We start from the raw sequence: 23673 nt of genomic DNA on the forward strand, positions 1-23673 counted from the left end.
CTGAATAGTTGCACTGTCGCGTATCCACGCATGTGGCCGGCGCCCCTCGCGGCTCGTACTTCCGGCGACGGGATCCGGCCACCGAGGCCTGCAACCAGGACCAGGCGCGGCTCAGTTGGGTCCGGCGACCATGGCTCCGGTGACTGGCACGACCGCGCCGGACACGTAGGAGCCCGGCTGGACGAGCCAGGTGATCGCGGTGGCGACGTCGTCCGGCGTGCCGAGCCGCCGGACCGGGATGCTCTCCACGACCGACCGGGTGGCGTCCTCGATCGTCGCCCCGGTCGAGGGGGCGACCGGGCCCATCACGTTGATCAGCCAGGACAGGTCCCACCGGTGGTCGGTCAGCTCGATGAACTCACCCACCCCGATGCCTGTTCCCGCGTTGTTGACCAGCACGTCGAGCCCGCCGAAGATGCTCACCGCAGCCTCGACCGCCGCGTCGATCTGAGCGGGCGGCCCTGCAGAGATGTCGTGTTCTACAAGATGTCCTCCTCGAGTTGATGTCCTGAGATGCCGACGAGGGCCAGGCCCCGGACGTCAGGAGCCCAGCTGTCGCTGCACTGCCTGGGCGTCGATCAGGTAGTTCATCTCGTAGAAGCGCCCGTCACGGACCTTGTGGAAGGCGTACTCGGCGAACTCCAGCGTGGCGCCGGTGGGGGCCACACCGAGCCACTCCTTCGTGTGCGTGCCCTTGTTGAACAGGCGGGCTGCCACGCGGTCACCGTCGATGGCGATGTCCTGGACCCGCCAGGTGAAGTCCGGCACCGCAGCGCCGTGCCCCTTGAGCTCGGCGATGACGTCGTCCCGCATGACCGGCTGGCCGTTCTCGATGAGCTCGTCGTGGATGAACTCGGTCATGCGGTCGAAATCATGATCGTTGAGCGCGTCGATGTAGCGCTCGAAGACCTCGCGCACGTCGGAGTCGGACATGATGACCTCCTGTCGCCCCGTGTCGGGGCTGTACTCGTGTGTTCATGACTGGCGATGCCCTTCCGCGCTCTCGTCGAGCGGCCACCGTCGATCGGGGAGAACCTCGGGTCCGCGACTTCTACTCCGATCGGTACAGAAGTCGACATGTCGCGCTGCCGGGGTGTGGCGCCGCAGCAGGGTCAGCAGGGCTTGTGACAGCGGGCTACCGGGAGGACCGGGCGAAGGCTCGGTAGCGCGACAGATAGCGGGGCACCTGCCGGAGGGCGACGGGCCGGGGCCACTCGCCGGGGCGGAACCACGCCTCGGAGCCGCCGTCGACGACAATGACGCTGCCACACAGGAACGCCGCCGCAGGCGAGAGCATCATCATCACCCAGTCGGCGAGGTGCCCGGCATCGCCCACGCCACCGACCGGGACGGGGAACGCGCGGAACGCTCTCGCCGCGACCGGGTTCGCGAGGTCCTCGTCGAGCAAGCGGGTCTGCACCGGTCCCGGAGCGAGCACGTTGAGGCGGATCCCGGCGCCGGCCCACGCCGGGGTCACGGCCGCCCGGCGCGCCCATTCGGTCACCGCGATCTTCGACGCCGCGTAGGCGATGTTCGGGGCGACCGGCCCGAACAGTCGCAGCGCCCGCACCGCGCGGTCGATCTTGCCCGTGCGCAGGGCGCGGAGCACCCGCCGCGGCACTCCAGGGGTGACGGTTGCCGAGTTGCTGCCGAGAACCACGGCTCGGGCGTCGCCGCTCGCCGCGAGCGCCGGTCGCAGAGCAGTCAGCAGCTCGACCGTGCCCAGCTGGTTGACCTGCGCGATCTTCCGTGGACGGTCGGGTCCGGGGGAGGGGCCGATCCCGGCGGCGAGCACGGCGCCGTCGAGCACGCCACCGGAGCGCCCGAGGACCCCGGTGGCCGCAGCCGCGCGGCCTTCCGGTGTTCCGAGGTCGGCGACGACGTCGGCGTCGCGCAGATCCACCTCGATCACGGAGTGCCCGGCGGCACGGAGCCGCTCGGTCACCGCGGCGCCGATCCCCGACGCCGAACCCGTCACTGCATAGCTGCCCATTCGAACCCCTGCCCGATTGAAGCCGTGATCAGCCTCTCCGGAGCAGCAGACGGTATGCCGTCACGGCACACGCAAGTGCCTCGTACCGCGACGCGCCTCACGTCGACATGGCGCGGTTCGGCCCTGGTGGAGGGGGCTCGTCGACGGCGGACGCCGGCGCGTCCTGGGCCTGCGCCGGGAGGAGGTCGCCCTGCTGCGGCCTGCGAAACGGGCCTCCGATGACCGTCGACGACACCAACGTGTACGGCAACGCCTCGAACCGGGCCACGATCATGGCGGCGCACCCGGGCGCGGCGCTCCGGGGCGGGGTCACGTGGATGCGCTGTGTGGGCTCCGCCTCCGATCCGCCTCCGCGATCCGGTCCCGCAGCCTCGTGAGCGCGGCCAGCGCCTGCGTTCGGTCGCCGTCGCCGACGTGGTCGTGCGCCTGCCAGAGGAGTTCGAGCCACTCGGACGCGTCCGTGTCGCCTGCCTGCGCAGCCATGTCCGCGAGAGTCCAGAGCGCGTCGATCTCCGACTCGCGGTAGGCCAGTTGATCGGCTCGCGGCGAGATCTCGACCTGGCGGATGACCAGGGTGACCGTGTCGACGTCCAGCGTCTCCACGTCCACGATGTGCCACGGGTCAGCCCCGCCGGCCCCGTTCTCCTCCCCGTTGATCATCGAGCAGACGCTCATCCGCTCGCTGCCGGCGTCACGCGCGCGGGCGTCACCTCGGACATGTGCTCCGCGAGCACGTCCTCGAACTCCGCATGCCGCGACACCACGTCGTAGCCGCGGGTACGGAAGGCCCACGCCTGCTTGGCGAGGGCCGGCTCCACCCCGTCGGCGAGGTCCCTGGCCATCTTGATCAGGCGGCGACGCATCGCGATGATCGCGATGTCGCTCGTCCCGAGGTGTTCCTTGCTGCGGTCGAGCACCGGTTCCATCGTCTCGGTCATCGCCCGGTCCTCCTCGGGCGGCGTCCCGAGAATTCCACTGAACCGCTTGGTCCTCTGCACGTGCCTGTCGATCTTGAAGTCGTTGTCGCGGTTGAGTGGGGACCGGCGCGTGTCGATCACATACCCGTCGGCGAGCTCCCACGGATGCAGCGGCTGTCCGTTGTTCCGTCCGTTCGCGATGGCCTCTTCTGCCGACAGTGCACGGTGCGGGTGCCAGACGAAGGAGAACGACATCGAGTTGCGGTCGTCGATCGGCACGACGATGCGTCCCGGGCGTTCGGCCGAGCCCGGCGTCTCCGACGTGGACGGCACGAGCCAGTGCGAGAACCGCCAGTAGTAGTCGTCCTCACCACCGACTCGCCGGCCGCCGTAGACGAAGCCGTAGTCGGTGCTCTTCACGGTCAGGGACGGCGACCGGTCCTTGGTGACGTACTCGGTGAAGTTCTCGACGAATCGCGCCCACTTGAGCGTGGTGCTCGGATTGAGCGTGCGGTGCAGGAACGACACGTGCGCCGTGTCGATGTCGCCCTCGAGCGTCTGCAACCAGTTGCATTCGACGAGGCTCGCACTGATCACGCGTTGGTTGGCCGGGACCTCCGCCCACTCGTACTCCGGGAACTCAGGCTGCTTGTCCGGAGGGCCCATATAGGCCCACACAAGCCCGCCGCGTTCCTGCGTGGGATATCCCGGGGCGCGCACCTTGTCCTTGAAGTTCGACCGGGCCGGTTCCGACGGGATGTGCAGGCACCGGCCCGTCACGTCGAACTTCCAGCCGTGGTAGATGCACCGCAGGCCGCCCTCCTCGTTGCGGGCGTAGAACAGGTTGGCCCGCCGGTGGGGGCAGTAGGCGGACAGGACGCCGACCTTTCCGTCGGTGTCGCGGAACGCGACCAGATCTTCACCGAGGATCCGGAGCCGGACCGGAGCGCCGTCGGGGTCCTCCATGTCCTCGCTCGCCACGACCGGGAGCCAGAAGCGGCGGAACAGTTCGCCCATCGGGGTCCCCGGCCCGACCTCCGTGATCAGCTTGTTGTCCTCAGGCCGAAGCATGTGCGCGTCCTCCCGTGCCGGTGGCCGGCGTTATCGGGACCGCCCGAAGACGGTCTGGAACTGTTCGAGGTACTTCTGCTGACGCTCCAGCTCGGTGTAGTCGACCGGCCGGGGCGGGGTGACGGCGTCGAGCTCGTCGAGTGCGGGGAAGCCGGGCGGGCCGGGCACGCCGTCGCGTACCGGGTATTCGTTCCCCTCCTGGGAGAGGCAGGTCTGCCCCTCCTCGCTGAGCAGCCAGCTCTCCAGCAGCCGGGCCGCGTTGGGGTGCGGGGCGTTCGTGATGATGCCGATGAAATGGCCGGTGACCGGCGAGGCGCCCGCTACGGGGAACACCCACTTCAGGGTGGAGCCCTCCGCGAGAGGCGGTCCCGTCATCTGGTCCAGGCCGCCCATCATCACCGCGTACTCGCCGCTGCGGAGCGCCTCGATGGCAGGCTGAACGCCCTGGATCAGCGCCGGTTCGTTGGCGGCGTACCGCTCCAGCCAGGCGTCGTCGGTGGCGCCGCCGGTCTGCAGGAGCTCCTGCAGGATGCTGAGCCCGGCTCCGGGGCCAGTCGGGTCCGGCATCACGATCTTGCCCTTGAGCCGGGGGTCGGCCAGGTCGGTCCAGCTCTTCGGAGCTTCCTCCGGGGAAAGCTGAGCCGTGTTGTAGGCGATCCCCGCCACCCGCTTGGTGTCGACGACGAATGCGTGGCCCGGACCCCACGCTTCCTGAGGGATGCCCTCGACGTCGGCGGGCGTGAACGGGGTCAGGATCCCGCTCCTGGTGAGAGCGAGCATCGACGTGGAGCCGGTGCGCAGAACGTCGCCGACGTTCTGACCGCTCACGTGCTCCTGCTCGAGCCGGGCCTGCGTTTCTCCGACCATGTACTGCGACTCCACGGCGATACCCGGGAAGCGCTGGGAGAACCGGTCGTAGCAGGCGTTGCCCTTGATCCCGTAGACGACGACCTTGTCCTCACCCGCGGCCTGCGCCGCGGCGTACAACTCCTGAACCGGCGCTCCGACCGCCGACTGCTGGCCACCCCCTCCGGTGTCTCCTCCCGAACCGCACGCCGCGAGCAGGAGACCGACCGCCCCCGCCACGGCCGCCAAGAACCAGCGGGATCGTCGTCGTCCCAGCTTCGTCGCTGCCGACTTCATCGCCGTCTCCTCCGTCACGCCTTCTCTTCGCCACGAGCTCCGCTCAGGCGCCGATCTCCACGAGCTCCTCCGGCCGGATGCTGAGGTTCACCAGGTCGCCGCTGACCGGGACCGTCCCCTGGGTGACGGCCCGGACGTCCACGTCGCGGATCCGGGCAAGCAGCGCAATCTCCCCCGCCTGCACCTGCAACTCGAGGTCCTCCCCGAGGTAGGTCACCGTCCTGACCTGGGCGCGGAACGACTGTCCGGGCTCAGGTGCGGCCGGCGCGAGGCGGAACGCACCGGCCCGCGCAGCGAGCTCGACGACGCTCCCGGGCGGGTGCGCTCTGTCGGTCGCGCAGCGCACCAGGGGGCCGTCGCCACCGAGCCGGACCAGCGCGCCGTCCCGTTCGGATACGACCACCTCGGCCTTCAGCAGGTTGTCGAACCCGATGAAGTCGGCCACGAACCGGTTGGCCGGGCAGGTGTAGATCTCCCGCGGAGTGCCGATCTGCTGGATGACACCGGCCTGCATCACGGCGATGCGGTCCGACAGCGCCATGGCCTCCGTGCGGTCGTGCGTGACGTAGATCGACGTCGAGCCGAGCGCATCGTGCAGCCTTCGCACCTCACGGCGCATCTGGGACCGCAACAGGCTGTCCAGGTTGGACAGCGGCTCGTCGTAGAGCACCACCTGTGGACGGTTGACCAGCGCACGTGCGAGCGCGACGCGCTGCTGCTGCCCGCCGCTGAGCTTGCTCGGCAGCCGCCCGCCGTACTCGGCGAGCCCGACCACGTCGAGCATCTCGGCCACCCGAGCCGCGACCTCGGTGCCGTCCAGACGCGCCCGTCGCAAGGGATAGGCGATATTGCCGAAAGCTGTCATGTGGGGCCACAGGGCATAGCTCTGGAAGACCATTCCCATGTGCCGTTTCTCGGGCTGTACGAACACACCGCGGGACACCATGGGTTCGCCGTCGAAGTAGATCTCCCCGCTCGTCGGCCGCTCGAGGCCCGCCACGCAGCGCAGGGTCGTCGTCTTCCCGCAACCGCTCGGCCCCAGGAGGCTGAGGAACTCGCCGTCCTGCACGGTGAGGTCGAGGTGGTCGACGGCGGCAGCGCCGCTGTCGAACCGCTTGGTGAGTCCGGCGATGTCGATCTGCGCCACAGCTAGTCTCCTTCGGCCGCCGTGCGGATGGGCACCGCAGGCGACGGCTCCCGGGCCGGCGCGGCGGTCGGAACGGACCCGGTGAGCGGGGACGGTTCGGTTGTCGGGGCAGCGAGCGTCGCCGGCGCCGGCCGCGCGCGCAGCACGCGGGTGCCGACCGCGCGCACCGCGAGCGCCACAACCAGCACTGCCGCCATCGCCGCGAGCATGAGCGTGAAGACGGCGGCCGCTTCGGACGAGCGGCCGGACTCGGTCATCTCCAGCAGCACGACCGGGACCGTCTGGCTGCCCGGTCCGGAGAGCAGTACCGGCACTGCCAGCTCACCAGCCATCACGACACCGCAGATCAGCCACCCCGCCAGCAGGCTCGGCAGGATCAGGCGGAGGACCACCCCGATCACGGCGCGCAGCCGACCTGCGCCGTGCACACGCGCGGCCTCCTCGAGCTGCCTGTGCACCTGTGCGATGGCCGCGTTGGCCAGCCGCACAGCCACCGGCGTGGCCACGACGATGAGGCCGAGCATGACCAGCCAGATCGAGGCGAAGAGCGTGCGCAGCCCAGGTACCGAGAGGTACGCCCAGAGCATCCCGAGGCCGAGCACGACACCCGGGACGGCCCATGGCAGCCACGTCGCGCCCTCCAACACCCACCGCATCTTCGACGTGCCGCGCTGGACGATGTAGGCGATGAGCGTGGCCAGTGCCACCGCGAGCAACCCGCCGACGACCACGACGAACGCCGTGTTCTGCAGCGCGGAGATGACCCCGGGCTCGCCGAGGACCGTGCGGTAGTGATCGAGGGTGAACCCGGAGGACAGCACACCGAACACGGACTGAACGGAGCCGAGCACCAGCTGCACCAGCGGGAAGGCCAGGGCCAGGAGCCCGAAGGCGACGATGGCCGCGGTGCAGAGGTACCTGCGAGGCCCGAGGTCGAGAAGCTCGACGCGCTGGCCCTTGCCGCCGAGCGTGGTGAAGTCCCGCCTGCCGAGGAACCGCCACATCAGGACAACCAGGACGACCATGATCGCCATGACCAGCACGGAGAGGGCGCTCGCCTGGGCGTACGCGGGAGGGAAGTGGTTGCGCAGGTAGTCGTAGATCTGGGTGGAGAAGACCTCGATACCGGCCGGGGCGCCCAACAGGAGCGGGACATCGAACGACTCGAGCCCGCGCACGAACCCCATGAGCGCGAGCGCGAGGAGCACCGGCGCGAGTACCGGCAGTTCGACGCGGAAGAACGTCGCCGTCCTGCTCACGCCTGCCATCAGCGACGCCTCCCGAAGCGCCGGGTCCAGCGTGCGGAAGACGCCGAGCATGAGCATGTAGTTGATCGCTGTGATCTTGAGGACGGCGACGGCCACGATCCCGGGCCAGGACCGCACGTCGAGCGGGCCCTCCTCGACGGGCACGACCAGCCTCAGGATCTGGTTGAGCAGGCCGGTGCTCGAGTTGCCGAGCATGGCCCAGCTGATCCCGAAGAACAGGAACGGCAGCGTGATCAGCGTGACCATCATCGGCGTCACGAATCGGCGTCCCGGCGTGTTCGTCTGAGTGACCACCCAGGCGAAGAAGACGGCGAGGACCAGCGAGATCACCATCACCGAGAACGAGTAGGCCGTCGAGTTCCAGAGCAGCTCGTAGGTTGCAGGTTCGGTGTAGGCGTCGACGAAGCCCTGCACCGACCACTCACCGGGGAAGCCGGGGGAGGAGGTCCGGAATGCGCCGACCACGACCATGACGGCCGGGTAGACGAAGAGCACGAGGATCACGAGACCCAGTGCGGTCGCCCCGAGTAAGGCCAGCGGGCGCGCACCGTGGCGGCGCAGCGGCGCCGGCAGCGCGGACATGCGGGCACGGCTGGGTGGTCTGGTGGTCACTGGTGTTCCGCCCGGCATGCGGTTCCTCCACATCGAGGCGCGGCGCAGGATCGTGCGGATCCGGCGGCGCGAGATGAAGGGAACGTATGCGTAGGCGGAACAGTCCAGGGTGTATCTGACCCTGTTTTCCGCTGGCGCGAATAGGCCGGGGTTCGAGCCTCTCAATCGGCGTACGCGCCCCGACGCGCGGAGCGCTTCACAGCGAACTTGCCTCGGCCAGCAGGTCATCGCCGATCCGGGAGACGGCTTCCTGGAGTGGGTCGAGCAGTGCGCGGGTGGGCACGGCACCGATGCGCGTGGTGGGGGCGGACACGGCAACCGCCGCGAGGGCCGTACCGTCGGGGCGCCGAACCGGCATGGCGACGGCCGTGATTCCGTCCTCGGACTCGCCGATGTTGGTGGCGTAGCCCAGCTCCCGCACCGTTTCCAGCTCGTCGCTGAGCTCGTTGAGCGTGGCGATGCTCCGCCGGGTCATCGGCAGCAGCCGGTGGCCGGCGAACAGGGCCCGGAGTTTCCGCGGAGGCAGCTCGGCGAGCAGAGCCTTTCCTCCCGAGACGGTGTGACACGGCAGGACCGTGCCCACCCGAACGATGGTGCGGAGGGGACGCGCACCGCGGACGCCACTGATGAATCGGCAGAACAGTCCGTCGAGCACGATCAGGGTGATCGTTTCTTCGACTCTCTCCGAGAGCCGCCTGAGGTGCGGGCGTAAACGGACTGAAAGATCGTCTGCAGGCTGGGCCGCAGTGGTGAGGGCCCAGAAGGCCGGACCGGTCCGATAGGTCCGCGTGTTCACGTCCGCCGTGACGAACCCGCGGTGGGCGAGCGTCGACAGCAGTCGGTGGGCCGTGGACGGGGCGACGCCGAGCTCCCGGCTGACGTCGGTGACGCGGAGCCGCCGCTGTTCGGGCAGCAGGGCGAGCAGGCGCAAGGCCCGGTCCACCGACTCGAGCGCGTACGGCGGCAGCGCGGCGGATTCGGGTGCAGCGAGTTCGGAGTCCGAGGGCGGCGTGCTCCTGCCGAGCAACGCGTGCCGGCGACGAGTGGGCTGTTCCTGCTCGTGCGCGGCGCGAGCCGCCGTCCGTGAACGGGGAGGGTGATCGAAGGGATCGTGAGCCGTAGTTGCCAGAGGCGGTTCCGTCGCGGCCATCGCTCCTCCTTGAGCAGCACCACACGGGAAGACTCCCGGATCAAGCTACGGACGGTTTCCTTTCAGCGGCAAGATGCCTCCGGCGGTTTCCGCATGGAAGAAAATTGTCGCGCCGGGCGGTGAGCTCGCTCGCCCGGAATCACGGGCCTGACTGCTCGATCAGCCTGTGGACGTCTTCCACCGCAGCAAGCAGCTCGTCGGCGAAACGGCGTTCGGCCGCGTCGTCGGGCATGCGGGTCGACGGAACGGCGATGTTGAGGGCGGCGATCGGCGTGCCTATGCGGTCCCGCAGGCATGCCCCGACCGCGCTGATGCCGATCTCTGCCTGCTCGCGGTTGATCGCGTACCCGCGTCGCCTGATCTCCTCGAGCTCGGCCCCGAGCTCATCGAACGTGCGCAACGAATGCGGGGTGGGAGTCGGCAGGACCAGGTCGGGTAGGTGGTGGGCAAGCTGCTCCGTCGGCAGCGCGGCGAGGATCGACTTGCCACCCGCAGTGCACGTGGCGGGAAGCAGAACACCGGTGCGGCTGCCGACCCGGACGGTCCGGCGGCCTTCCACACAGTCGATGAACCGCACGCAGCCCCGCTCGAGCACGAGGAGGCTCGCCGTCTCGTGGGTGGCCTCTCTGAGCGCTTCGAGCGCAGGGCGTGCCACGGTGCGCAGGTCGATGCGACCGATCACCGCGAAGCCGAGCTCGGCGAGCACCGGGCCGGGCCGATACGGGGTGTTCGGCCGGTCCTGGACAACGAAGCCGTGATGCATCAGCGAGGACAGCAGCCGATGGGCCGTCGAACGGGCGACGCCGAGCGAGTCCGCGGCGTCGGACAGCCGGACCGGCCCACGTTCGGCGACGAGTTTGACCAGGTGGAGGGCGTTGTCCACCGAGGACAGTCGATTGATCGAGTTCGGCATGACGGGCCTCGACCTCCTCGACGGTGGGCGGTCACATTCGCTCGTCCGGCCGCTGCATGTGGTGATAGCCGTGACGCACCCTGGCCTGAGCCAGGGTCGATTTCCCGGCGAGGACGTCGGCCAGGATCGCCTCCTCGCCTGCTGCGATCAGCGTGGCTGTCCCGAGCACCGCGTCCTCCACATCGGAGGGAACGACGACGATCCCGTCCGTATCTCCGAGCACGAGGTCGCCCGCCTTCACCTGGACGCCTCCGATTGACACCGGGCGGCCCACGTCGGACACCTCGACGCGATCCTTTCCCGTGCGCATGAATCGACCGCGGCTGTGGATGGGGTAGCCCAGGTGGAGCGCTCGCGCCACGTCGCGGCAGACCCCGTCGATCACGGTGCCCGCGACGCCCCGGTCGGCCGCGATCGTGGTGAGGATGTCGCCCCAGACCGTGCAGTCCGTGCGCCCGGCGTTGTCCAGCACGACGACCTCTCCAGGGGACACGTCGTCGAGGTAGTCGCCGACCGTGCCGGGCGAGGCTCCTGCGGTCACATATCGAACGGTGAACGCACGGCCCCAGAACCGGGCGGAGTTGTCGGAGAGCGGGCGCAGCCCGTACGCGCTACCGGGCAGACCGAGGCGGTCGAGAGCGTCGGAGACCGTGGCGGTGGAGAACCCGGCCAGGGGGTGAGTGGGTGGAGTGCTCATCGATCACTCTTCTCGGACTCGATCGACGGGAACCGTGAGTCGTGCATGACGTCTGCGACAGGGCGCCCGGCGCGGACCGCGGCCACCATCGCCGCCTCACGCTCGACGATCCGCTCCGCGAGGCCGATCACGTCCCCGACGCGGTCGCGGGGGACGAACACCACGCCGTTGCGATCGGCCAGCACGAGGTCGCCGGGCCTGACCCGGACGCCGGCCACGTCGATGGGCTCGTCCATCGCGAGTTGGACGATGCGGCCGCGCGCGCTCACCGGCACGACAGCGCGGCCGAAGACCGGAAACGCGAGCTCCTCGCTCTCGGCGATGTCGCGGCACGCGCCGTCGATCACCACTCCGCGCAGGCCACGTCCTTGAGCCGCGACGGCCAGGATGCCGCCCCAGCAGGAGACGTCCGTGCGCCCGGCGTTCGCGATCACCAGCACGTCGTCGGCGTGGGCCGCGTCGATCGCCGCGGTGGCGATGTGGCCGGCGGGTCCCTCCGACGGGCGGGGTCCGGCGCGCACGGTCCGGACGAACCCTGCGACGACACCCGGAACCGGCCACAGTGGCCGCAGGCCGGTGGTGGCTCCGGCCAGCCCCAGCGTGTCCAGCGCGTCGGACACCGCGCAGCTGTCCATGGTCCGCAGCCGGTCCAGGAGGTCCACGTCCGGTTCCGTCCCGTCGCTCATGCAGCCTCCTCGCTCACGCCGCGGCCGCCGGTTCGCGGGCCCAGGTGACGAAGCCCATCGCGCATCCCGTTCCCGCCTCGGTCCGGTAGCAGGGCTGGTAGTCCACGACCGCGGGACGCAGACCGGTGCCGGACATCGCGCCTGCCACGACGATCCAGTTCCGCAGTTCGGACGTCCCCGAACGCAGCAGGGCGTCCGGGAGGCCGGCCAGGTACCCGGAGTCGTCCCGGAGCAGGGCGCCGAGGAAGGCCCGGTCGAGCTCCTCGTCCACGACCATGTGGCTCAGCCCACCGGAGGCGACGACGCCCACTCGATCCGCGCCGACGAAGGCCCTGATGCCCGCGCCGAGCGCGCGGCCGAACGCGTAGCACCGGGCTGCGCTCGGCGGGTTGGGCTCCCAGAAGGTGTTGACGAAGACAGGGACGAACGGGATCTCGCCGCTGCCGTCGAGCACCTGCTGGTAGACGAATCCCCAGCCGTGCGGGATCCCGTGGTCGCCGTACCGCCCGGCCGGGAGCGCGCGCGACGCGGCCGGGTCGAATCCCGCCTGTCCCACGTGCTTCACCAGGTGCAGGGCGAGCGCTGGATGGCACTTGCGCGTGACGGGGACGTCCGGGACGTTCGCCACCTCGGCGATCGCCAGCCCCGGCGGCATAGCGTCGAGGTGCTCTTGCGTGAAGGGCACGTGCTCGACGGTGTCGCCGTGATAGATCGCGAACGCGGGGAGCAGCTCGTCGCCGAAGGTCTCCTTGTGGTCGCTGCTCACCACCACCAGCGCGTCGAGCTGCGCGCCGCGCACCACGTCGCCGAGGGCGCGGATTGCCCGACGGCACGAGGCGTGCCGGTTCTGCCAGACGTCGGGCAGGCACTCGTCGGCGAACGTGCCGCTGCCACGCAGCCGGTCGAGCTCGGCGAACGTGTGTTCCTGCCCCTTGTAGACCAGCGCCGGGTTGCCGCGGTCCGCCTTGCCGCGCTCTCCCCAGCTCGCGGGCGGGGTGTTCAGCAGGGGACCGTGCGAGGTCCCGACGCCGACCACGATCTCTGCCATGTCCCTCGCCTCTCAGAGCCGGAACAGCTCGCGTGCGTTCGTCTCCATCAGCTGCTTGCGCTCGCCCGCGGTCAGCCAGTCGATGTCCGTGATCAGGTGATGGATGTCGTCGATCCAGCGGCCGGTCCCGGGATCGCGGACCGAGCCGGTGCCGGGCTTCTCCGTGCCGAACAGGCAACGGTCGACTCCGACGGCGCGCAGCAGCAGCTCGATGGAGTCCTGCGTGTAGAGGCAGGTGTCGTAGTACAGCCGTCGCAGGCGGTCCTCGAACCGGCCGCCGCCGCGGATGGCCCCCGGCTGGAACCGGCCGCGCTGGTAGGGGATCGCACCGCCGCCGTGGGACACGATGATCTTCAGGTCCGGGAAGTCGGTGAGGACGCCGGAGTTCAGCAGGCCGACGACGGCGAGCGTCTCCTCCTGGATGAAATGCAGCGAGTACGTCTCGCGAGCGGGCGCGCGACAGCCGGCCGAGTGGATCAACGCCGGGACGTCGAGCTCACACAGCGCCTCCCACACCGGGTACCAGAACCTGTCGCCGAGGTTCGGCGGCTGCTGGGTGCCTTCGTAGGGGTCCGGGTTGAACGTCGCACCCACGAAGCCGAGCTCCTGGACACAGCGGCGCAGCTCTGCGACCCAGTCGGCAGGCGAGCGCTCCATGCTCTGTGGCAGCCCGGCGATCCCGCGGAACCGGCCCGGTACGAGCGCGCAGACGCGGGCGATGACGTCGTTGGTCTCCGCGGTGAACCACTCGACGAGTTTCGCCGGCGACTCGCTGTGCATCATCTGGTACGGCCGTGGCGAGATCAGCTGCAGGTCGACGCCTGCCTCGTCGAGGTGGGCGAGGTGGGACTGGTTGCCGAAGCTCGGGTTGGGCGCTTCGAGGGCGGCCCGCAGCTGGTCGTCGGAGATCCCGGCGCCGCCGCGCCCGTGCGCACCACGGTGGGAGAGCAGACCGGCCTTGTAGGCGTAGAGCTCGCTGGGTGCGCTGACGTGGCCGTGCACGTCGATGATCATCGGGGTCCCCTTCGCCGAGCTGCCCGCCGTAGACGAGCGGACACTAAATGCCCTGTCGCATCCTGCGGAGCAATCCCGACGACTGTTCTTCTCTGCCGAAAATGCTTTCCCGACCGCGTCCCGGGCGATCACAGTCGTCCGGGTGCGGGGGAGTGGCCTTCGCGCGGACCTCACAGGAGCGGCCGTGCAACTGGCGGATCTTGTCGCCCTCGACCCGGACGGGCTGCGCTGCCCTGCGGCGGCGTACGAGCGGATGCGTGAGCGCGGGGTGCACTACGCCCCTGAGGTGGACGCCTACGTCGTCAGCCGGCACGCCGACGTCGTCGCGGTACTTCGCGACGGCGAACGGTTCTCGTCGGCGAACACCGTCGGCAACCCGCCCGTGCGCCCGGAGGACGACGACACGGGCCTGCGGCCGCTCCTGCTGCTGTCCGATGACCCCCTGCACGCCCGGCGGCGGTCGATCGTCAACCGCGTCTTCACCCCCGCTCGGGTGGCGGCGTGGGAGCCGCAGATCAGCGAGGTCTGTGCCCGGCTCGTGGACGGGTTGCGAGGACGCACCGACATCGATCTCGTCCGGGACCTGGCGGCCGTGTTGCCGATCCGGGTGATCAGCCTCGTGCTCGGGGTGCCGCAGCGCGACGTCGACCGGTTCCGCGCGTGGTCGGAGGAGATCACGAGCTCTCTGGGCGGCCACTCCGGAGATGCCGCCCGCCGCGAGCGAGTCCAGAATGCGTTCACCGACTACATCGGCACTCTCCTGGACGAGCGCGACGGCATGCCTGGTGAGGACGTCCTGTCGCTCATCGGCGAGGCCGAGCGCCAGGGGGAGCTCTCACGGCGCGAGTGCGTGAGGTTCGTGATCGAACTCCTGATCGCCGGCAACATCACCACCACCCACCACCTCGCCAGCACCATGGCCCTCCTCGGCCGTGTGCCGGGCCTCTTCGACAGGCTGCGCCGCGAGCCGGAGCTGATCGGGCGGTTCATCGAGGAGTCCCTGCGCCTCGAAGCGCCGATCCAGTGCTTCTACCGGCTGGTCACGGTCGACAGTCTCGTCGGAGGCGTGGAGGTACCGGCCGGGTCGCGCCTGCTCGTCTTCTACGGCTCCGCCAATCGCGACCCGCAGGTGTGGCAGCAATGCCCGCACCTCGTGCTGGACCGGCGGAACGGCTCGGCACACCTCGCCTTCGGCAAGGGGGCACATGCGTGCATCGGAGCGTCACTGGCGCGCCTGGAGAGCCGCGTCGTCCTACGAGCCCTGCTCGAGCGGATCGAGTCCGTCGAGTTGCTGCTTCCCCATGAGCAGCAGCCCTACCTGCCGAGCTTCGTCAACCACGGCCCGATCTCCCTGCCTGCGCGGCTGGTGTTCCTGGGCACGCCGGTCGATTCACCGCGTGTGCCTTGATCCGGTCCCGCAGGATTGCCTCACCGCCTTCGGGCCAGACACAATGACGTGGAGGTGTTCGCATGGCTCTGATTCGGTCCCGCTCGGGACTGGCGGTGGCCATTTCCGTGGTTCTCTTCGCGCTTTCCGCATGCGGGGGCGGGTCGTCGCAGGCTCGGGATCCGGACCCGCAGGCGGTCCAGCCGAAGCCGCCCGCCGCGGGCAAGTGGGAGCGCGTCAAGGTGCACGGCACGTCGCTCGAGGGCAACTTGATGGGCGAGACCGCCGACCCAGATGTGTCGGTCTACCTGCCGCCGAGCTATGCCACCGCTACCGACCGCCGGTACCCGGTGGTCTACCTGCTGCACGGCTACACCGGAACGGACCTGTCCTACTTCGGCCCGGGCAGCCGCGGGCTGGACCAGGTCGCCGACCGGGTCTTCGGCAACGGCAGCGCGCAGGAGATGATCCTCGTGATGCCCAACTGCATGAACCGCTACGGCGGCTGCATGTACTCGAACTCGGTGACTGCGGGGGACTGGGAAAGCTACGTCGCCGATGATCTCGTCAGATTTGTGGACCAGAACTACCGCACGCTCGCGGCGCGTGAGAGCCGCGGGCTCGCGGGCCATTCGATGGGCGGCTACGGGACGATCCGCATCGGCATGAAGCGCCCCGACGTGTTCAGCGCGGTCTACGCCCTCAGTTCCTGCTGCCTGAACGAAGGGACCATCCGCCCGCCGGGCAGCGGTGTGACCCCCCTGGCCGAGGCGATCAAGAGTCCGGAAGAGGCGCAGGGAAACCGTGACGTGATGGGCACGCTGGCCCGAGCCGCCGCCTGGGCCCCGAATCCGACAAATTCGCCGTTCTTCTTCGACCTGCCGACAAAGAACGGCGAGGTGCAACCGGACATCGCCGAGAAGTGGGCGGCGAACTCGCCGGTCGCCATGCTCGACCAGTACGTCGGGAACCTCAAGAAGTACAAGGCGATCGCGCTCGACATCGGACTGCAGGACAGCCTGCTCGCCGGCAACCAGGTCTTCGTCGACCGCCTCACCAGGTTCGACGTGTCGCACACGTTCGAGACCTACGAGGGCGACCACAACAGCGGGGTCCCGCAGCGCCTCGAGGAGAAGGTCCTACCGTTCTTCTCCCGGCAACTGGTGTTCAGCCCGTAGTTCGTCACCGGCCCGGCTCTCGCTCCGTTCGTTGCCCCGTCGCCACCGGGTGGCGGGACGCCGTCAGACCTCGAGCTTCCAGGTGCCGTTGTCGAGGGCGACGATCTTGCCAGCCGACGTCACCTCCCGATCTTGGTCGTCGTTCGCGGCACCGCGACCGACGCTGCCTCGCTGAACAGATGGCCGCCGTGCCGGGTTCGGCGGCGATGACGGCCGGGACGGCGGTCCAGGACTCCACTCCGCTGCGGTCAACCCGACTCGGTGAGGTCGGTGGCGGCGGCCACCTCGGTGACCACGTCCAGCAGAGCGTGCAGAGCGGGCGAGGTGTTGCCGGCCATCCAGGCCATTTCGGTGGGGACGAACTCCCCGGCCAGCGGCACGAACACCACACCGGTGCGACGGAGGCTGCTCGCCGACCGGCCCAGCCGCGTCACCCCGACGCCGGCCGCCACGAGGCCGAGCAAGCCTTGCACGCTCGCGTCCCGCTGGACCACGTCGGGGGTGAACCCGGCCGCGCGGAAGGACGCGTCGAACGCCTGGTGCCACGGATCCCACGAGCTGCGCGGGGTCAGCACCCAGCGCTCGCCGGCCAGCTCACCCAGGGTCAGCTCGGAACGACCGGCGAGCGGATGGCCCTCGGGCAGGACCGCGCACACCGGTTCGCTGACCAGCGTCCTGGTCTCCAGCCCGTCCACCAGCGGAGGCCGGGTGAACGCGACGTCGAAGCGTCCTTTGAACAGCCCCTCGACCAGAGGCGCGATCGTCGTCTCCTGCGTGGTCAGCCGGAGTTCGGGAAGTCGTTGTCGTAGCGCCCGCACCACCGGTGGGAGCAGGTAGTTCGTCGTGGTCGCGAGGAAGGCGAGGCAGAGGCTGCCGATCTCGCCGCGTGCGGCTCGGGCCACGACGTCGACGGCTTCCTCGGCTCGGGCGAGCACCGCGCGGGCCTCGGGGAGGAACAGCGCGCCGACCGCTGTCAGGCCGGTGCCTCGGGTGTCGCGGTCGAAGAGCTTCACCCCCAGCATCCGTTCCAGCAGGGTGATCTGCTGGGACAGCGACTGCTGGCTCATCGTGAGCCGCTCGGCAGCGCGTGTGTAGCTGGACTCCTCCGCGACGGCAACGAAATACCTCAGTTGCCGAAGATCAGGGCTCACAGGAAAAGGCTACAACTGCGACAGGTAGCCGGTGTTGGACGGCATCGGGGTGCCGGGACGACCATCGATCTCGGTGAATACCACCTCGGAAGGAATGTGAATGACGAACGACACACCGGGTCGGGTCTGGCTGATTTCGGGTTGCTCGAGCGGTTTCGGCCGGGAGATCGTGCTGGCCGCACTGGCAGCCGGCGACCGTGTGATGGCCACCGCCCGCCGCCCGGAGACTCTCGCCGACCTCGTGCAGGCCGGGGGTGAGCAAATCAGCACAGCGGCACTGGACGTCACGGACGCGGCATCCATCCGGGCCGCGGTCGACGCGACACTGGCCGTCTTCGGCCGCATCGACGTCCTGGTCAACAACGCCGGGATCAGCGCAATCGGCGCCGTCGAGGAAACCTCGGTCAAGCACATGCGCGACATGTTCGACGTCAACTTCTTCGGTGCTGTGGAGCTGACCCAGGCCGTCCTCCCCGTGATGCGCGAGCAGGGGAACGGCACGATCGTCGTGATGAGCTCTCTCGGCGGCCTGATCACCTACCCGGGGCTGAGCGGCTACAACGCCACCAAGCACGCGCTCGTGGCTCTGGGCGAGGCGCTGTCGCTCGAACTGGCTCCCCTGGGCATCCGGGTCATGGTGGTGGAACCGGGGATGTTCCGCACGCAGTTCAGCACCAGCCTGCAGTGGACCCCCGAGAACCCGGCCTACCACGCGACCTCGGGAGAGCTGCGGCGGATGGTCAAGGACGTCGTGGGCCAGGAGCCGAACGACCCGGCGAAGGGCGCTGCGGCGATCCTCGAGGCGCTCGAGGCAGCGAACCCGCCGCTGCACTTCCTGCTCGGCGAAGACGCGGTCGACGGGCTGCGTGGCCACCACGAGTCCCTGCTGGCAGAGGTCACCACCTGGGAGAAGCTCAGCCGTTCGACAACGGTGTCCTGACCGTCGAGATCAAGCATGTTCAGCAGGCCTGTGGCCTCACAGGACGCGTTCGAAACCACAAGGAATGATGTGACCTCGCAGAGAGACTCCCCGGCCGCCGGCGACCTCGCCGACGCCCTGAAGGAGCTAGCCACCGCAGTCGCCGGGCTGGTCCTCGTACCCGGCGATCCGGCCTACGAGGCCGAGCTGGCCGGCTACAACCTCGCCGTCCGCCAGACACCGGCGGTCGTGGTCGGGGTGACGTCGGTGGACGACGTCACCGCGGCGGTGCGGTTCGCCGCGGGCCACGGTCTGCCGATCGCCGTCCAGGCCACGGGGCATGCCCCGATGCGACCGGCCGACGGCGCCGTGATGATCAGCACCCACCGGATCCAGGACGTCCGGATCGACCCCCAGAAGCGGACGGCGCGCATCGGCGCCGGCGTCCGATGGAGCAGCGTCCTCGAGGCCGCCGCCGCCCACGGACTGGCTCCGCTCAGCGGCGCGGCGCCGTCCGTCGGCGCCGTCGGTTACATCACGGGCGGAGGCATCGGCCCGCTCGCGCGTTCCCACGGATACGCCGCGGACCACGTCCGCTCCTTCGAGATCGTCACGGCCGACGGGACGACACGGACGGCAGGCCCGGACGAGAACACCGACCTCTTCTGGGCCGTCCGCGGTGGCAAGGGCAATTTCGGGGTCGTCACCTCGATCGAGATCGACCTGTTCCCGGTGCGCACCCTGTACGGCGGCGGGATCTTCTTCCCCGGCGAGTCGGCGCGCGAGGTACTGACCGCGTACTGGGACTGGACCGCAACCGTGCCCGACGCGATGACCTCGTCCATCGCGCTGCTCCGGCTCCCGCAGGACCCGGATCTCCCGCCGCCACTGCGGGGCAGGTTCGTCGTCCACCTGCGAGTCGCCTACAACGGCCCCGCCGCAGAGGGGCAGCGAATCGTGGAACCGCTGCGTCAGGCGGCTCCCGTCGTGATCGACACCATCGCAGAGATGCCGTTCTCGGCGGCTGGCAGCATCCACAACGACCCGCCCGGCCCCATCCCGTTCTGGGACACCTCGACGCTTGTCACGCAGCTTTCGGCAGACGCCGTCGACGCGCTGCTTCAGCTCGCCGGACCGGGAGTCGAGAGCCTCACCACCGTGGTCGAGATCCGCCACCTCGGGGGCGCCCTCTCGCGTGAACCGCAGCACGCCAACGCGGTCGAGAACCGCGATGCCGCCTTCCTCGTCTACGCGTGCTCGATCGTTCCACCCGAGTTGGCAGCGGCAGCCGTCGCGGAACACACCGCGTTGCAGTCGGCGCTGGAGCCGTGGAAGACCGGACACGTCCTGCTGAACTTCACCCCCAGCGACTCTCCCGAACGCGTCGCGACCGCCTTCAGTAGTGAGACGCACGCGCGCCTGCTCGAGGTGAAGGCTCGGTACGACCCGCACAACCTGTTCCGCTTCGCCGGTCTGACTCGATGAAGCGATCGCATTGAGACGAGTGGTTCCACCGAGGCCGGCCGCCGACACCCACGGCGCGCCGGCTCGCGGCGGTCCGACGTGATCACCGCCGCCTTCCCCGACGCCGGGGAGGCACTGCTCGTCGCCCCGCTCGACGTCACCGACCAGGCGCAGGCGGCCGCAGCCGTCCAGTCCGGTCTCGACCGGTTCGGCTAGCGGCTCAGGCCCGGGGTCGGCCTCACGTCGGCACGCAGAGCGCGGACTGACGGGCCCAGGGCTGCGGCCGTCTCGATCTGGCCGCCGCTGATGTCGGCGGCGAGGACCTTGGCGCCCTCCTGCACGAAGACCTCGGCGCAGAGCGCGCCGAGGTCTTCGTGCAACGCCCGCTCCGGTGATGACGCAGCAGCCCCGGGGCTCCTGGCGCGGCATTTCGACACCGTCAGTCCGCCATCCAGGTGCTCTTGAGCCGGAGCGCACGGTCGGTAGCGGCCAGGGCCCCGGCGATGGGCAGCGCGATGTTGGCCCAGGCGGGCAGGCGGATCGGTGAGGTGAACGTGCCGAGGTGCTGGGCGACGACCTCGATCCGGGTGATGTGCTCCGTGGCCAGGGAGAGGCTGACCGCGAGACCCATCAGCAGCACGACGAGACCCACGGCGCCGATGACCGCGCTGGTGCGGGGGTAGCGCCGGTCGAACCGGGCCCGCCGCCCCTCCAGGGAGCGCGGGTCCGGGCGCAGGACCTGTTCGTGGCCGTCGTCGCCGATGTAGTGCATGCGCTTGACGCCGTACTGGGTGGTGGCGACCTCGATGACGCCGCCTGGCACCGGGAACGCCACCGGGAGGTTGCCCTGGTGGGTCTGGACGCCGTCGCGGTAGAGCGCGGCTGGGCGCTTGCTGGACGAGCTGTCCCGCAGGTGCCGGACGTCGACCTCGAAGATCTGCCGGTGCCCGGAGGGGTCGGCGAGCTCGAGGGCGAACAGCGAGCGGGAGAGCAGTTGCCAGAGGCGGTACCGCTGTAGCGGGCTTCCGTCGCCGGGCTTGGCCTTCGACAGCTGCCAGCGCCGCCTGTACTTCGTGAACATGGTTCTCCTCCAGAGGGTGCAGCGGGCGTCATCGGCGGGAGGGCGACGTCTCAGGAAGCCCGGCAAGTCACGTCGTCCTCGGGCATCTCGCCGTCGACCAGATAGCGTGTGGTGACGTCCGACGCACAGGCGTTGCCGCCGAGGACGTAGGCGCCGTGACCGCTGGCGTCGACGCTCACCAGGCGGGCGCGGGAGCCGAACTTCTCGCGGAGCAGCTCACCGCCGCGGTAGGGGGTGGGCGGGTCGTACCGATTCTGGACGAGCAGGACGTCGGTCGGTCCCTCGTCGGCGATCTCGACCGGGGCCTCTGCCGGTTCGTACGGCCAGTAGGCGCACGGCGTGATGTTCGCGGCGGCCGCGCCGTAGAGCGGGAACCGTTCGCGGTCCTGCGCGACGGCGCGCTGGTACGTTTGCACGTCCTCGGGCCAATCGACGTCGTTGCAGGTCACGGACAGGAACACCGAGAGGGAGTTCTCCAGGGCCACCAGGTCCGGGGGGCCGCCCGGGGCCGGCGGCAGCGGAGCGCCGGTGCGCATGCTCTGCCAGAGCTGCGCTGTCGAGGCGTACTGCCTCTCGTTGAAGAGACCACCGAACGTGGCGGCCCGGAACGTGGCGCCGTCGATGCCCTGCACCGGTTCGTCGTCGAGGCGCGCGGCGATCTCGGCGTATGTCGCCCGCACCTCGTCGGCGGTGCGGCCCAGGCCGTAGCTGTCGTGCCGCTCCGCCACCCAGCTCGCGAAGGCCGGGAAGGTCTGCTCCATGCCCAGTGCGTAGCGGCGCATGCCGTCGCGGTCGAGGTGGGTGTCGCCGACGTTGCTGTCGAGCACGATCCGGTCGGACCGCTCCGGGAACAGCGACGCGTACGCGGCCCCCAGCGCGGAGCCGTAGGAGTAGCCCAGGAAGCTGGCCTTCTCCTCACCGAGCGCAGCCCGGATCCGGTCCAGGTCGCGAGCCATGTTCGCCGTCGTCAGATGGCGCAGGAGGCCGTCCCGGTCGTTCTGCGCGCACTGCTGCGCCGCCCCCTCGGCGACCGCTGCCCGTTCGACGACCGCCGCGGCGTCGACCGCGTACGGCGGGATGTTGGCGAAGTACGGGCCGTCGACGGTGAACCCGCAGGTCACCGGGGCTGAGTAGCCGATGCCCCTGGTGTCCATGCCGATCACGTCGTAGCTGTCGGTCACGCTCGCGGGCAGCCCCTGGGCCACCAGCAACGCCGCGAGTGTCAACCCGGACCCACCCGGACCACCCGGGTTGAGCAGCAGCACCCCACGCCGTTTGCTCGGGTCCTGGCTGGCCAGCCGGGAGATCATGATGTCGATCTCGCCGCTCGCCGGGTCGGCGTAGTCCACCGGCACCGGCACGGTGGCACAGTCCAACCGGGACGGTGCGGCCTTGGCCACGACGTCCTCGGGACACGCGCCCCACACCACCTGCGCCGCGGGCTCGGCCGCAGCCGAACCGGCCATGGCGGGCGGCGTGGCACAGGCGCCGACGAGAGCCAACGACGCCGCCCCCAGGGCGACGCGCGTCAGCGAAACACGATGTGTGGTCATGATCAGCACGCTAGGGAGATCACCCGGTGCGACGGATCGGTCGACGGCCTCGCCCCGTCCGACCGAAGTCGGGGTGTTCCCGACTTCGGTCGGAGGTGACGGGGGCCGGCGTCGACCTACGCTCGGGCCGATGGACGAGACGACGCGGACCGTGCGGGACCGGCTCCTCGACGGCGTACTGGTCGCGATCACCGCGGTGATCGGCGTGACCAGCGTGCTGGAGCGGGCCGGCGCGGGGGCGTCGCCGTCCTGGCCGCTCGTCCCCGACCTGGCCGCCGTGGTCGTCGCGTGCGCGGCGCTGTGGTGGAGACGGCGCTCCCCGGTGGTCCTGGCCGCCGCGCTGATCGCACTGTCCGCGGTGGCCGACGCCGTCACCGCGGCGGTGGCCGTCGCGCTGTTCACCGTGGCCGCCCGACGCACCGCCCGCGACACCGCGGTGCTGTTCGCCGCCGCCCTGCTCGCCTTCGGGGTGCACCATCTGCTGCGGCCGGACCCGATGTGGCCGCTGCTGGTGGTCGCCGGATGGCTGGTCGCGCTCTACGTCGCGGCAGTGGCCTGGGGACTGGCGGCGCGCAGCCGCCGGCAGCTCATCGAATCGCTGCGCGAACGCGCCACGGTGGCCGAGGTCGAGGCCCGGTTGCGCGCCGAGCGGCTCCAGCACGAGGCGCGCGAGACCCTCGCCCGCGAGATGCACGACGTGCTGGGCCACCGCCTGTCGCTGCTCAGCGTGCACGCCGGGGCGATGACCTACCACCGCGACGCCTCGCGCGAGGAGATGGGGCGGGCCGCTGAGGTGGTGCGGGAGAACGCCCACCGCGCCCTGCAGGACCTGCGCGAGGTCATCGGAGTGCTGCGTGCGCCGGTGGGGGAGCTGCCGACGCCGGGCGTCGTCGACGTTCCCGCACTGGTAGAGGAGGCCGTGCGCGCCGGCACCCCCGTCGAGCTGCACGACGAGGCGGGGGTGACGACCACCGACCAGGCCGTCGGGTCGGCGGTCGGCCGCACGCTCTACCGGCTCGTGCAGGAGGGACTGACCAACGTCCGCGTCCACGCCGCCTGCGCCCCGGTCGTCGTCCGCATCGCCGGCCGGCCCGGTGACCACCTCGCCGTCGAGGTGGTCAACGCGCGACCGCCCGGGCCGCCCGGTGAGCCCGGCAGCGGCAACGGGCTGCGCGGGCTGGCCGAGCGGGCCGCGCTCATCGGCGGGCACCTGGAGCACGGCCCGACCGACACCGGAGGCTGGCGGGTGGGGATGTGGCTATCGTGGCCGAGGTGACCACC

At 70.2% G+C, this 23673-nt stretch carries 23 protein-coding genes and 2 pseudogenes; 5 read left to right on the forward strand and 20 right to left on the reverse strand.

The genetic code is table 11. From position 1 onward, the window contains the following. Positions 1 to 111: 111 nt before the first annotated feature. The 16 genes and pseudogenes from HF577_RS01160 to HF577_RS01230 form a co-directional block, all read right to left on the reverse strand. Positions 112 to 480 (reverse strand): annotated as a pseudogene (locus tag HF577_RS01160) (SDR family oxidoreductase); the annotation flags it as partial. Between the two features lie 60 nt (positions 481 to 540). After that, positions 541 to 933 carry an ester cyclase gene (locus tag HF577_RS01165; RefSeq protein WP_169393805.1) on the reverse strand — a complete coding sequence of 131 codons (393 nt, stop codon included), beginning with the start codon at positions 931 to 933 and terminating at the stop codon, positions 541 to 543. Between the two features lie 202 nt (positions 934 to 1135). Further along, on the reverse strand, positions 1136 to 1993 hold the full coding sequence (locus HF577_RS01170; RefSeq protein WP_169393806.1) for an SDR family oxidoreductase: 858 nt from the start codon (positions 1991 to 1993) through the stop codon (positions 1136 to 1138). 97 nt (positions 1994 to 2090) lie between these two features. Next, positions 2091 to 2306, reverse strand: coding sequence for a hypothetical protein (locus tag HF577_RS01175; protein WP_169393807.1), 216 nt, complete (start codon positions 2304 to 2306; stop codon positions 2091 to 2093). Next, the gene (locus HF577_RS01180) at positions 2303 to 2653 is read right to left on the reverse strand and encodes a hypothetical protein (protein WP_169393808.1); all 351 of its coding nucleotides are present in this window, start codon (positions 2651 to 2653) and stop codon (positions 2303 to 2305) included. The genes HF577_RS01175 and HF577_RS01180 overlap by 4 nt, the downstream gene beginning before the upstream one ends. 11 nt (positions 2654 to 2664) lie before the next feature. Then, entirely contained in the window at positions 2665 to 3981 is a 1317-nt protein-coding gene (locus HF577_RS01185) for a Rieske 2Fe-2S domain-containing protein (protein ID WP_169393809.1), read from the reverse strand. Positions 3982 to 4011: 30 nt separating this feature from the next. Beyond that, positions 4012 to 5142, reverse strand: coding sequence for an ABC transporter substrate-binding protein (locus HF577_RS01190; protein WP_169393810.1), 1131 nt, complete (start codon positions 5140 to 5142; stop codon positions 4012 to 4014). Between the two features lie 25 nt (positions 5143 to 5167). Continuing rightward, positions 5168 to 6271 carry an ABC transporter ATP-binding protein gene (locus tag HF577_RS01195; protein WP_169393811.1) on the reverse strand — a complete coding sequence of 368 codons (1104 nt, stop codon included), beginning with the start codon at positions 6269 to 6271 and terminating at the stop codon, positions 5168 to 5170. Positions 6272 to 6273: 2 nt separating this feature from the next. Continuing rightward, a complete protein-coding gene (locus tag HF577_RS01200; protein WP_169393812.1) occupies positions 6274 to 8121 on the reverse strand; it encodes an ABC transporter permease in 1848 nt (615 codons plus the stop codon). Positions 8122 to 8347: 226 nt separating this feature from the next. Then, positions 8348 to 9301 carry an IclR family transcriptional regulator gene (locus tag HF577_RS01205; protein ID WP_169393813.1) on the reverse strand — a complete coding sequence of 318 codons (954 nt, stop codon included), beginning with the start codon at positions 9299 to 9301 and terminating at the stop codon, positions 8348 to 8350. Between the two features lie 139 nt (positions 9302 to 9440). Then, positions 9441 to 10007 (reverse strand): IclR family transcriptional regulator, encoded by a 567-nt coding sequence (locus HF577_RS01210; protein ID WP_312858867.1) that lies wholly within the window; start codon positions 10005 to 10007, stop codon positions 9441 to 9443. Between the two features lie 42 nt (positions 10008 to 10049). Beyond that, positions 10050 to 10214, reverse strand: a pseudogene (locus HF577_RS40055) (helix-turn-helix domain-containing protein); the annotation flags it as partial. A 31-nt stretch (positions 10215 to 10245) separates the two neighbouring features. Beyond that, positions 10246 to 10911, reverse strand: a complete 666-nt coding sequence (locus HF577_RS01215) for an RraA family protein (RefSeq protein WP_169393815.1) — start codon at positions 10909 to 10911, stop codon at positions 10246 to 10248. Further along, the gene (locus HF577_RS01220; protein WP_169393816.1) at positions 10908 to 11597 is read right to left on the reverse strand and encodes an RraA family protein; all 690 of its coding nucleotides are present in this window, start codon (positions 11595 to 11597) and stop codon (positions 10908 to 10910) included. The genes HF577_RS01215 and HF577_RS01220 overlap by 4 nt, the downstream gene beginning before the upstream one ends. Positions 11598 to 11610: 13 nt before the next feature. Then, a complete protein-coding gene (locus HF577_RS01225; RefSeq protein ID WP_169393817.1) occupies positions 11611 to 12645 on the reverse strand; it encodes a DODA-type extradiol aromatic ring-opening family dioxygenase in 1035 nt (344 codons plus the stop codon). Between the two features lie 12 nt (positions 12646 to 12657). After that, positions 12658 to 13659, reverse strand: coding sequence for an amidohydrolase family protein (locus tag HF577_RS01230; protein ID WP_169393818.1), 1002 nt, complete (start codon positions 13657 to 13659; stop codon positions 12658 to 12660). Positions 13660 to 13843: 184 nt separating this feature from the next. Here HF577_RS01230 and HF577_RS01235 point away from each other — a divergent pair, with 184 nt between their 5' ends. Both HF577_RS01235 and HF577_RS01240 read left to right on the forward strand, forming a co-directional pair. After that, the gene (locus HF577_RS01235) at positions 13844 to 15067 is read left to right on the forward strand and encodes a cytochrome P450 (RefSeq protein WP_169393819.1); all 1224 of its coding nucleotides are present in this window, start codon (positions 13844 to 13846) and stop codon (positions 15065 to 15067) included. A gap of 62 nt (positions 15068 to 15129) precedes the next feature. After that, on the forward strand, positions 15130 to 16224 hold the full coding sequence (locus HF577_RS01240; RefSeq protein WP_169393820.1) for an alpha/beta hydrolase: 1095 nt from the start codon (positions 15130 to 15132) through the stop codon (positions 16222 to 16224). A 248-nt stretch (positions 16225 to 16472) separates the two neighbouring features. On the opposite strand, the gene HF577_RS01245 is transcribed toward HF577_RS01240, so the two are convergent. Next, the gene (locus tag HF577_RS01245; RefSeq protein WP_169393821.1) at positions 16473 to 17375 is read right to left on the reverse strand and encodes a LysR family transcriptional regulator; all 903 of its coding nucleotides are present in this window, start codon (positions 17373 to 17375) and stop codon (positions 16473 to 16475) included. 100 nt (positions 17376 to 17475) lie between these two features. Here HF577_RS01245 and HF577_RS01250 point away from each other — a divergent pair, with 100 nt between their 5' ends. Together HF577_RS01250 and HF577_RS01255 are read left to right on the forward strand one after the other, a co-directional pair. After that, on the forward strand, positions 17476 to 18315 hold the full coding sequence (locus HF577_RS01250; RefSeq protein WP_169393822.1) for an oxidoreductase: 840 nt from the start codon (positions 17476 to 17478) through the stop codon (positions 18313 to 18315). A 69-nt stretch (positions 18316 to 18384) separates the two neighbouring features. Next, positions 18385 to 19779 (forward strand): FAD-binding oxidoreductase, encoded by a 1395-nt coding sequence (locus HF577_RS01255; protein ID WP_312858868.1) that lies wholly within the window; start codon positions 18385 to 18387, stop codon positions 19777 to 19779. Between the two features lie 191 nt (positions 19780 to 19970). Here the strand turns inward: HF577_RS01255 and HF577_RS01265 are convergent, their stop codons facing one another. The 3 genes from HF577_RS01265 to HF577_RS01275 are packed head-to-tail and all read right to left on the reverse strand — an operon-like array spanning position 19971 to position 22392. Further along, positions 19971 to 20138: a hypothetical protein gene (locus tag HF577_RS01265; RefSeq protein WP_169393824.1), complete on the reverse strand. Its 168-nt coding sequence runs from the start codon at positions 20136 to 20138 to the stop codon at positions 19971 to 19973. Between the two features lie 59 nt (positions 20139 to 20197). Further along, on the reverse strand, positions 20198 to 20839 hold the full coding sequence (locus HF577_RS01270; RefSeq protein WP_169393825.1) for a hypothetical protein: 642 nt from the start codon (positions 20837 to 20839) through the stop codon (positions 20198 to 20200). A 50-nt stretch (positions 20840 to 20889) separates the two neighbouring features. Continuing rightward, complete coding sequence (locus HF577_RS01275; protein ID WP_169393826.1) at positions 20890 to 22392, reverse strand: alpha/beta hydrolase; 1503 nt, start codon at positions 22390 to 22392, stop codon at positions 20890 to 20892. A gap of 130 nt (positions 22393 to 22522) precedes the next feature. Here HF577_RS01275 and HF577_RS01280 point away from each other — a divergent pair, with 130 nt between their 5' ends. Next, entirely contained in the window at positions 22523 to 23668 is a 1146-nt protein-coding gene (locus tag HF577_RS01280; protein ID WP_169393827.1) for a sensor histidine kinase, read from the forward strand. Positions 23669 to 23673: the final 5 nt, after the last annotated feature.

Origin of the sequence: Pseudonocardia xinjiangensis (assembly GCF_012911925.1) — a bacterium.
Classification (GTDB): Bacteria; Actinomycetota; Actinomycetes; order Mycobacteriales; family Pseudonocardiaceae; genus Pseudonocardia; species Pseudonocardia xinjiangensis.

Coding starts and splice junctions, on each gene's coding strand:
- HF577_RS01165 (WP_169393805.1), bottom strand. CDS start 933: ATGTCCGACTCCGACGTGCGCGAGGTCTTCGAGCGCTACATCGACGCG.
- HF577_RS01170 (WP_169393806.1), bottom strand. CDS start 1,993: ATGGGCAGCTATGCAGTGACGGGTTCGGCGTCGGGGATCGGCGCCGCG.
- HF577_RS01180 (WP_169393808.1), bottom strand. CDS start 2,653: ATGATCAACGGGGAGGAGAACGGGGCCGGCGGGGCTGACCCGTGGCAC.
- HF577_RS01185 (WP_169393809.1), bottom strand. CDS start 3,981: ATGCTTCGGCCTGAGGACAACAAGCTGATCACGGAGGTCGGGCCGGGG.
- HF577_RS01200 (WP_169393812.1), bottom strand. CDS start 8,121: ATGTCCGCGCTGCCGGCGCCGCTGCGCCGCCACGGTGCGCGCCCGCTG.
- HF577_RS01205 (WP_169393813.1), bottom strand. CDS start 9,301: ATGGCCGCGACGGAACCGCCTCTGGCAACTACGGCTCACGATCCCTTC.
- HF577_RS01215 (WP_169393815.1), bottom strand. CDS start 10,911: ATGAGCACTCCACCCACTCACCCCCTGGCCGGGTTCTCCACCGCCACG.
- HF577_RS01220 (WP_169393816.1), bottom strand. CDS start 11,597: ATGAGCGACGGGACGGAACCGGACGTGGACCTCCTGGACCGGCTGCGG.
- HF577_RS01225 (WP_169393817.1), bottom strand. CDS start 12,645: ATGGCAGAGATCGTGGTCGGCGTCGGGACCTCGCACGGTCCCCTGCTG.
- HF577_RS01230 (WP_169393818.1), bottom strand. CDS start 13,659: ATGATCATCGACGTGCACGGCCACGTCAGCGCACCCAGCGAGCTCTAC.
- HF577_RS01240 (WP_169393820.1), top strand. CDS start 15,130: ATGGCTCTGATTCGGTCCCGCTCGGGACTGGCGGTGGCCATTTCCGTG.
- HF577_RS01250 (WP_169393822.1), top strand. CDS start 17,476: ATGACGAACGACACACCGGGTCGGGTCTGGCTGATTTCGGGTTGCTCG.
- HF577_RS01270 (WP_169393825.1), bottom strand. CDS start 20,839: ATGTTCACGAAGTACAGGCGGCGCTGGCAGCTGTCGAAGGCCAAGCCC.
- HF577_RS01275 (WP_169393826.1), bottom strand. CDS start 22,392: ATGACCACACATCGTGTTTCGCTGACGCGCGTCGCCCTGGGGGCGGCG.
- HF577_RS01280 (WP_169393827.1), top strand. CDS start 22,523: ATGGACGAGACGACGCGGACCGTGCGGGACCGGCTCCTCGACGGCGTA.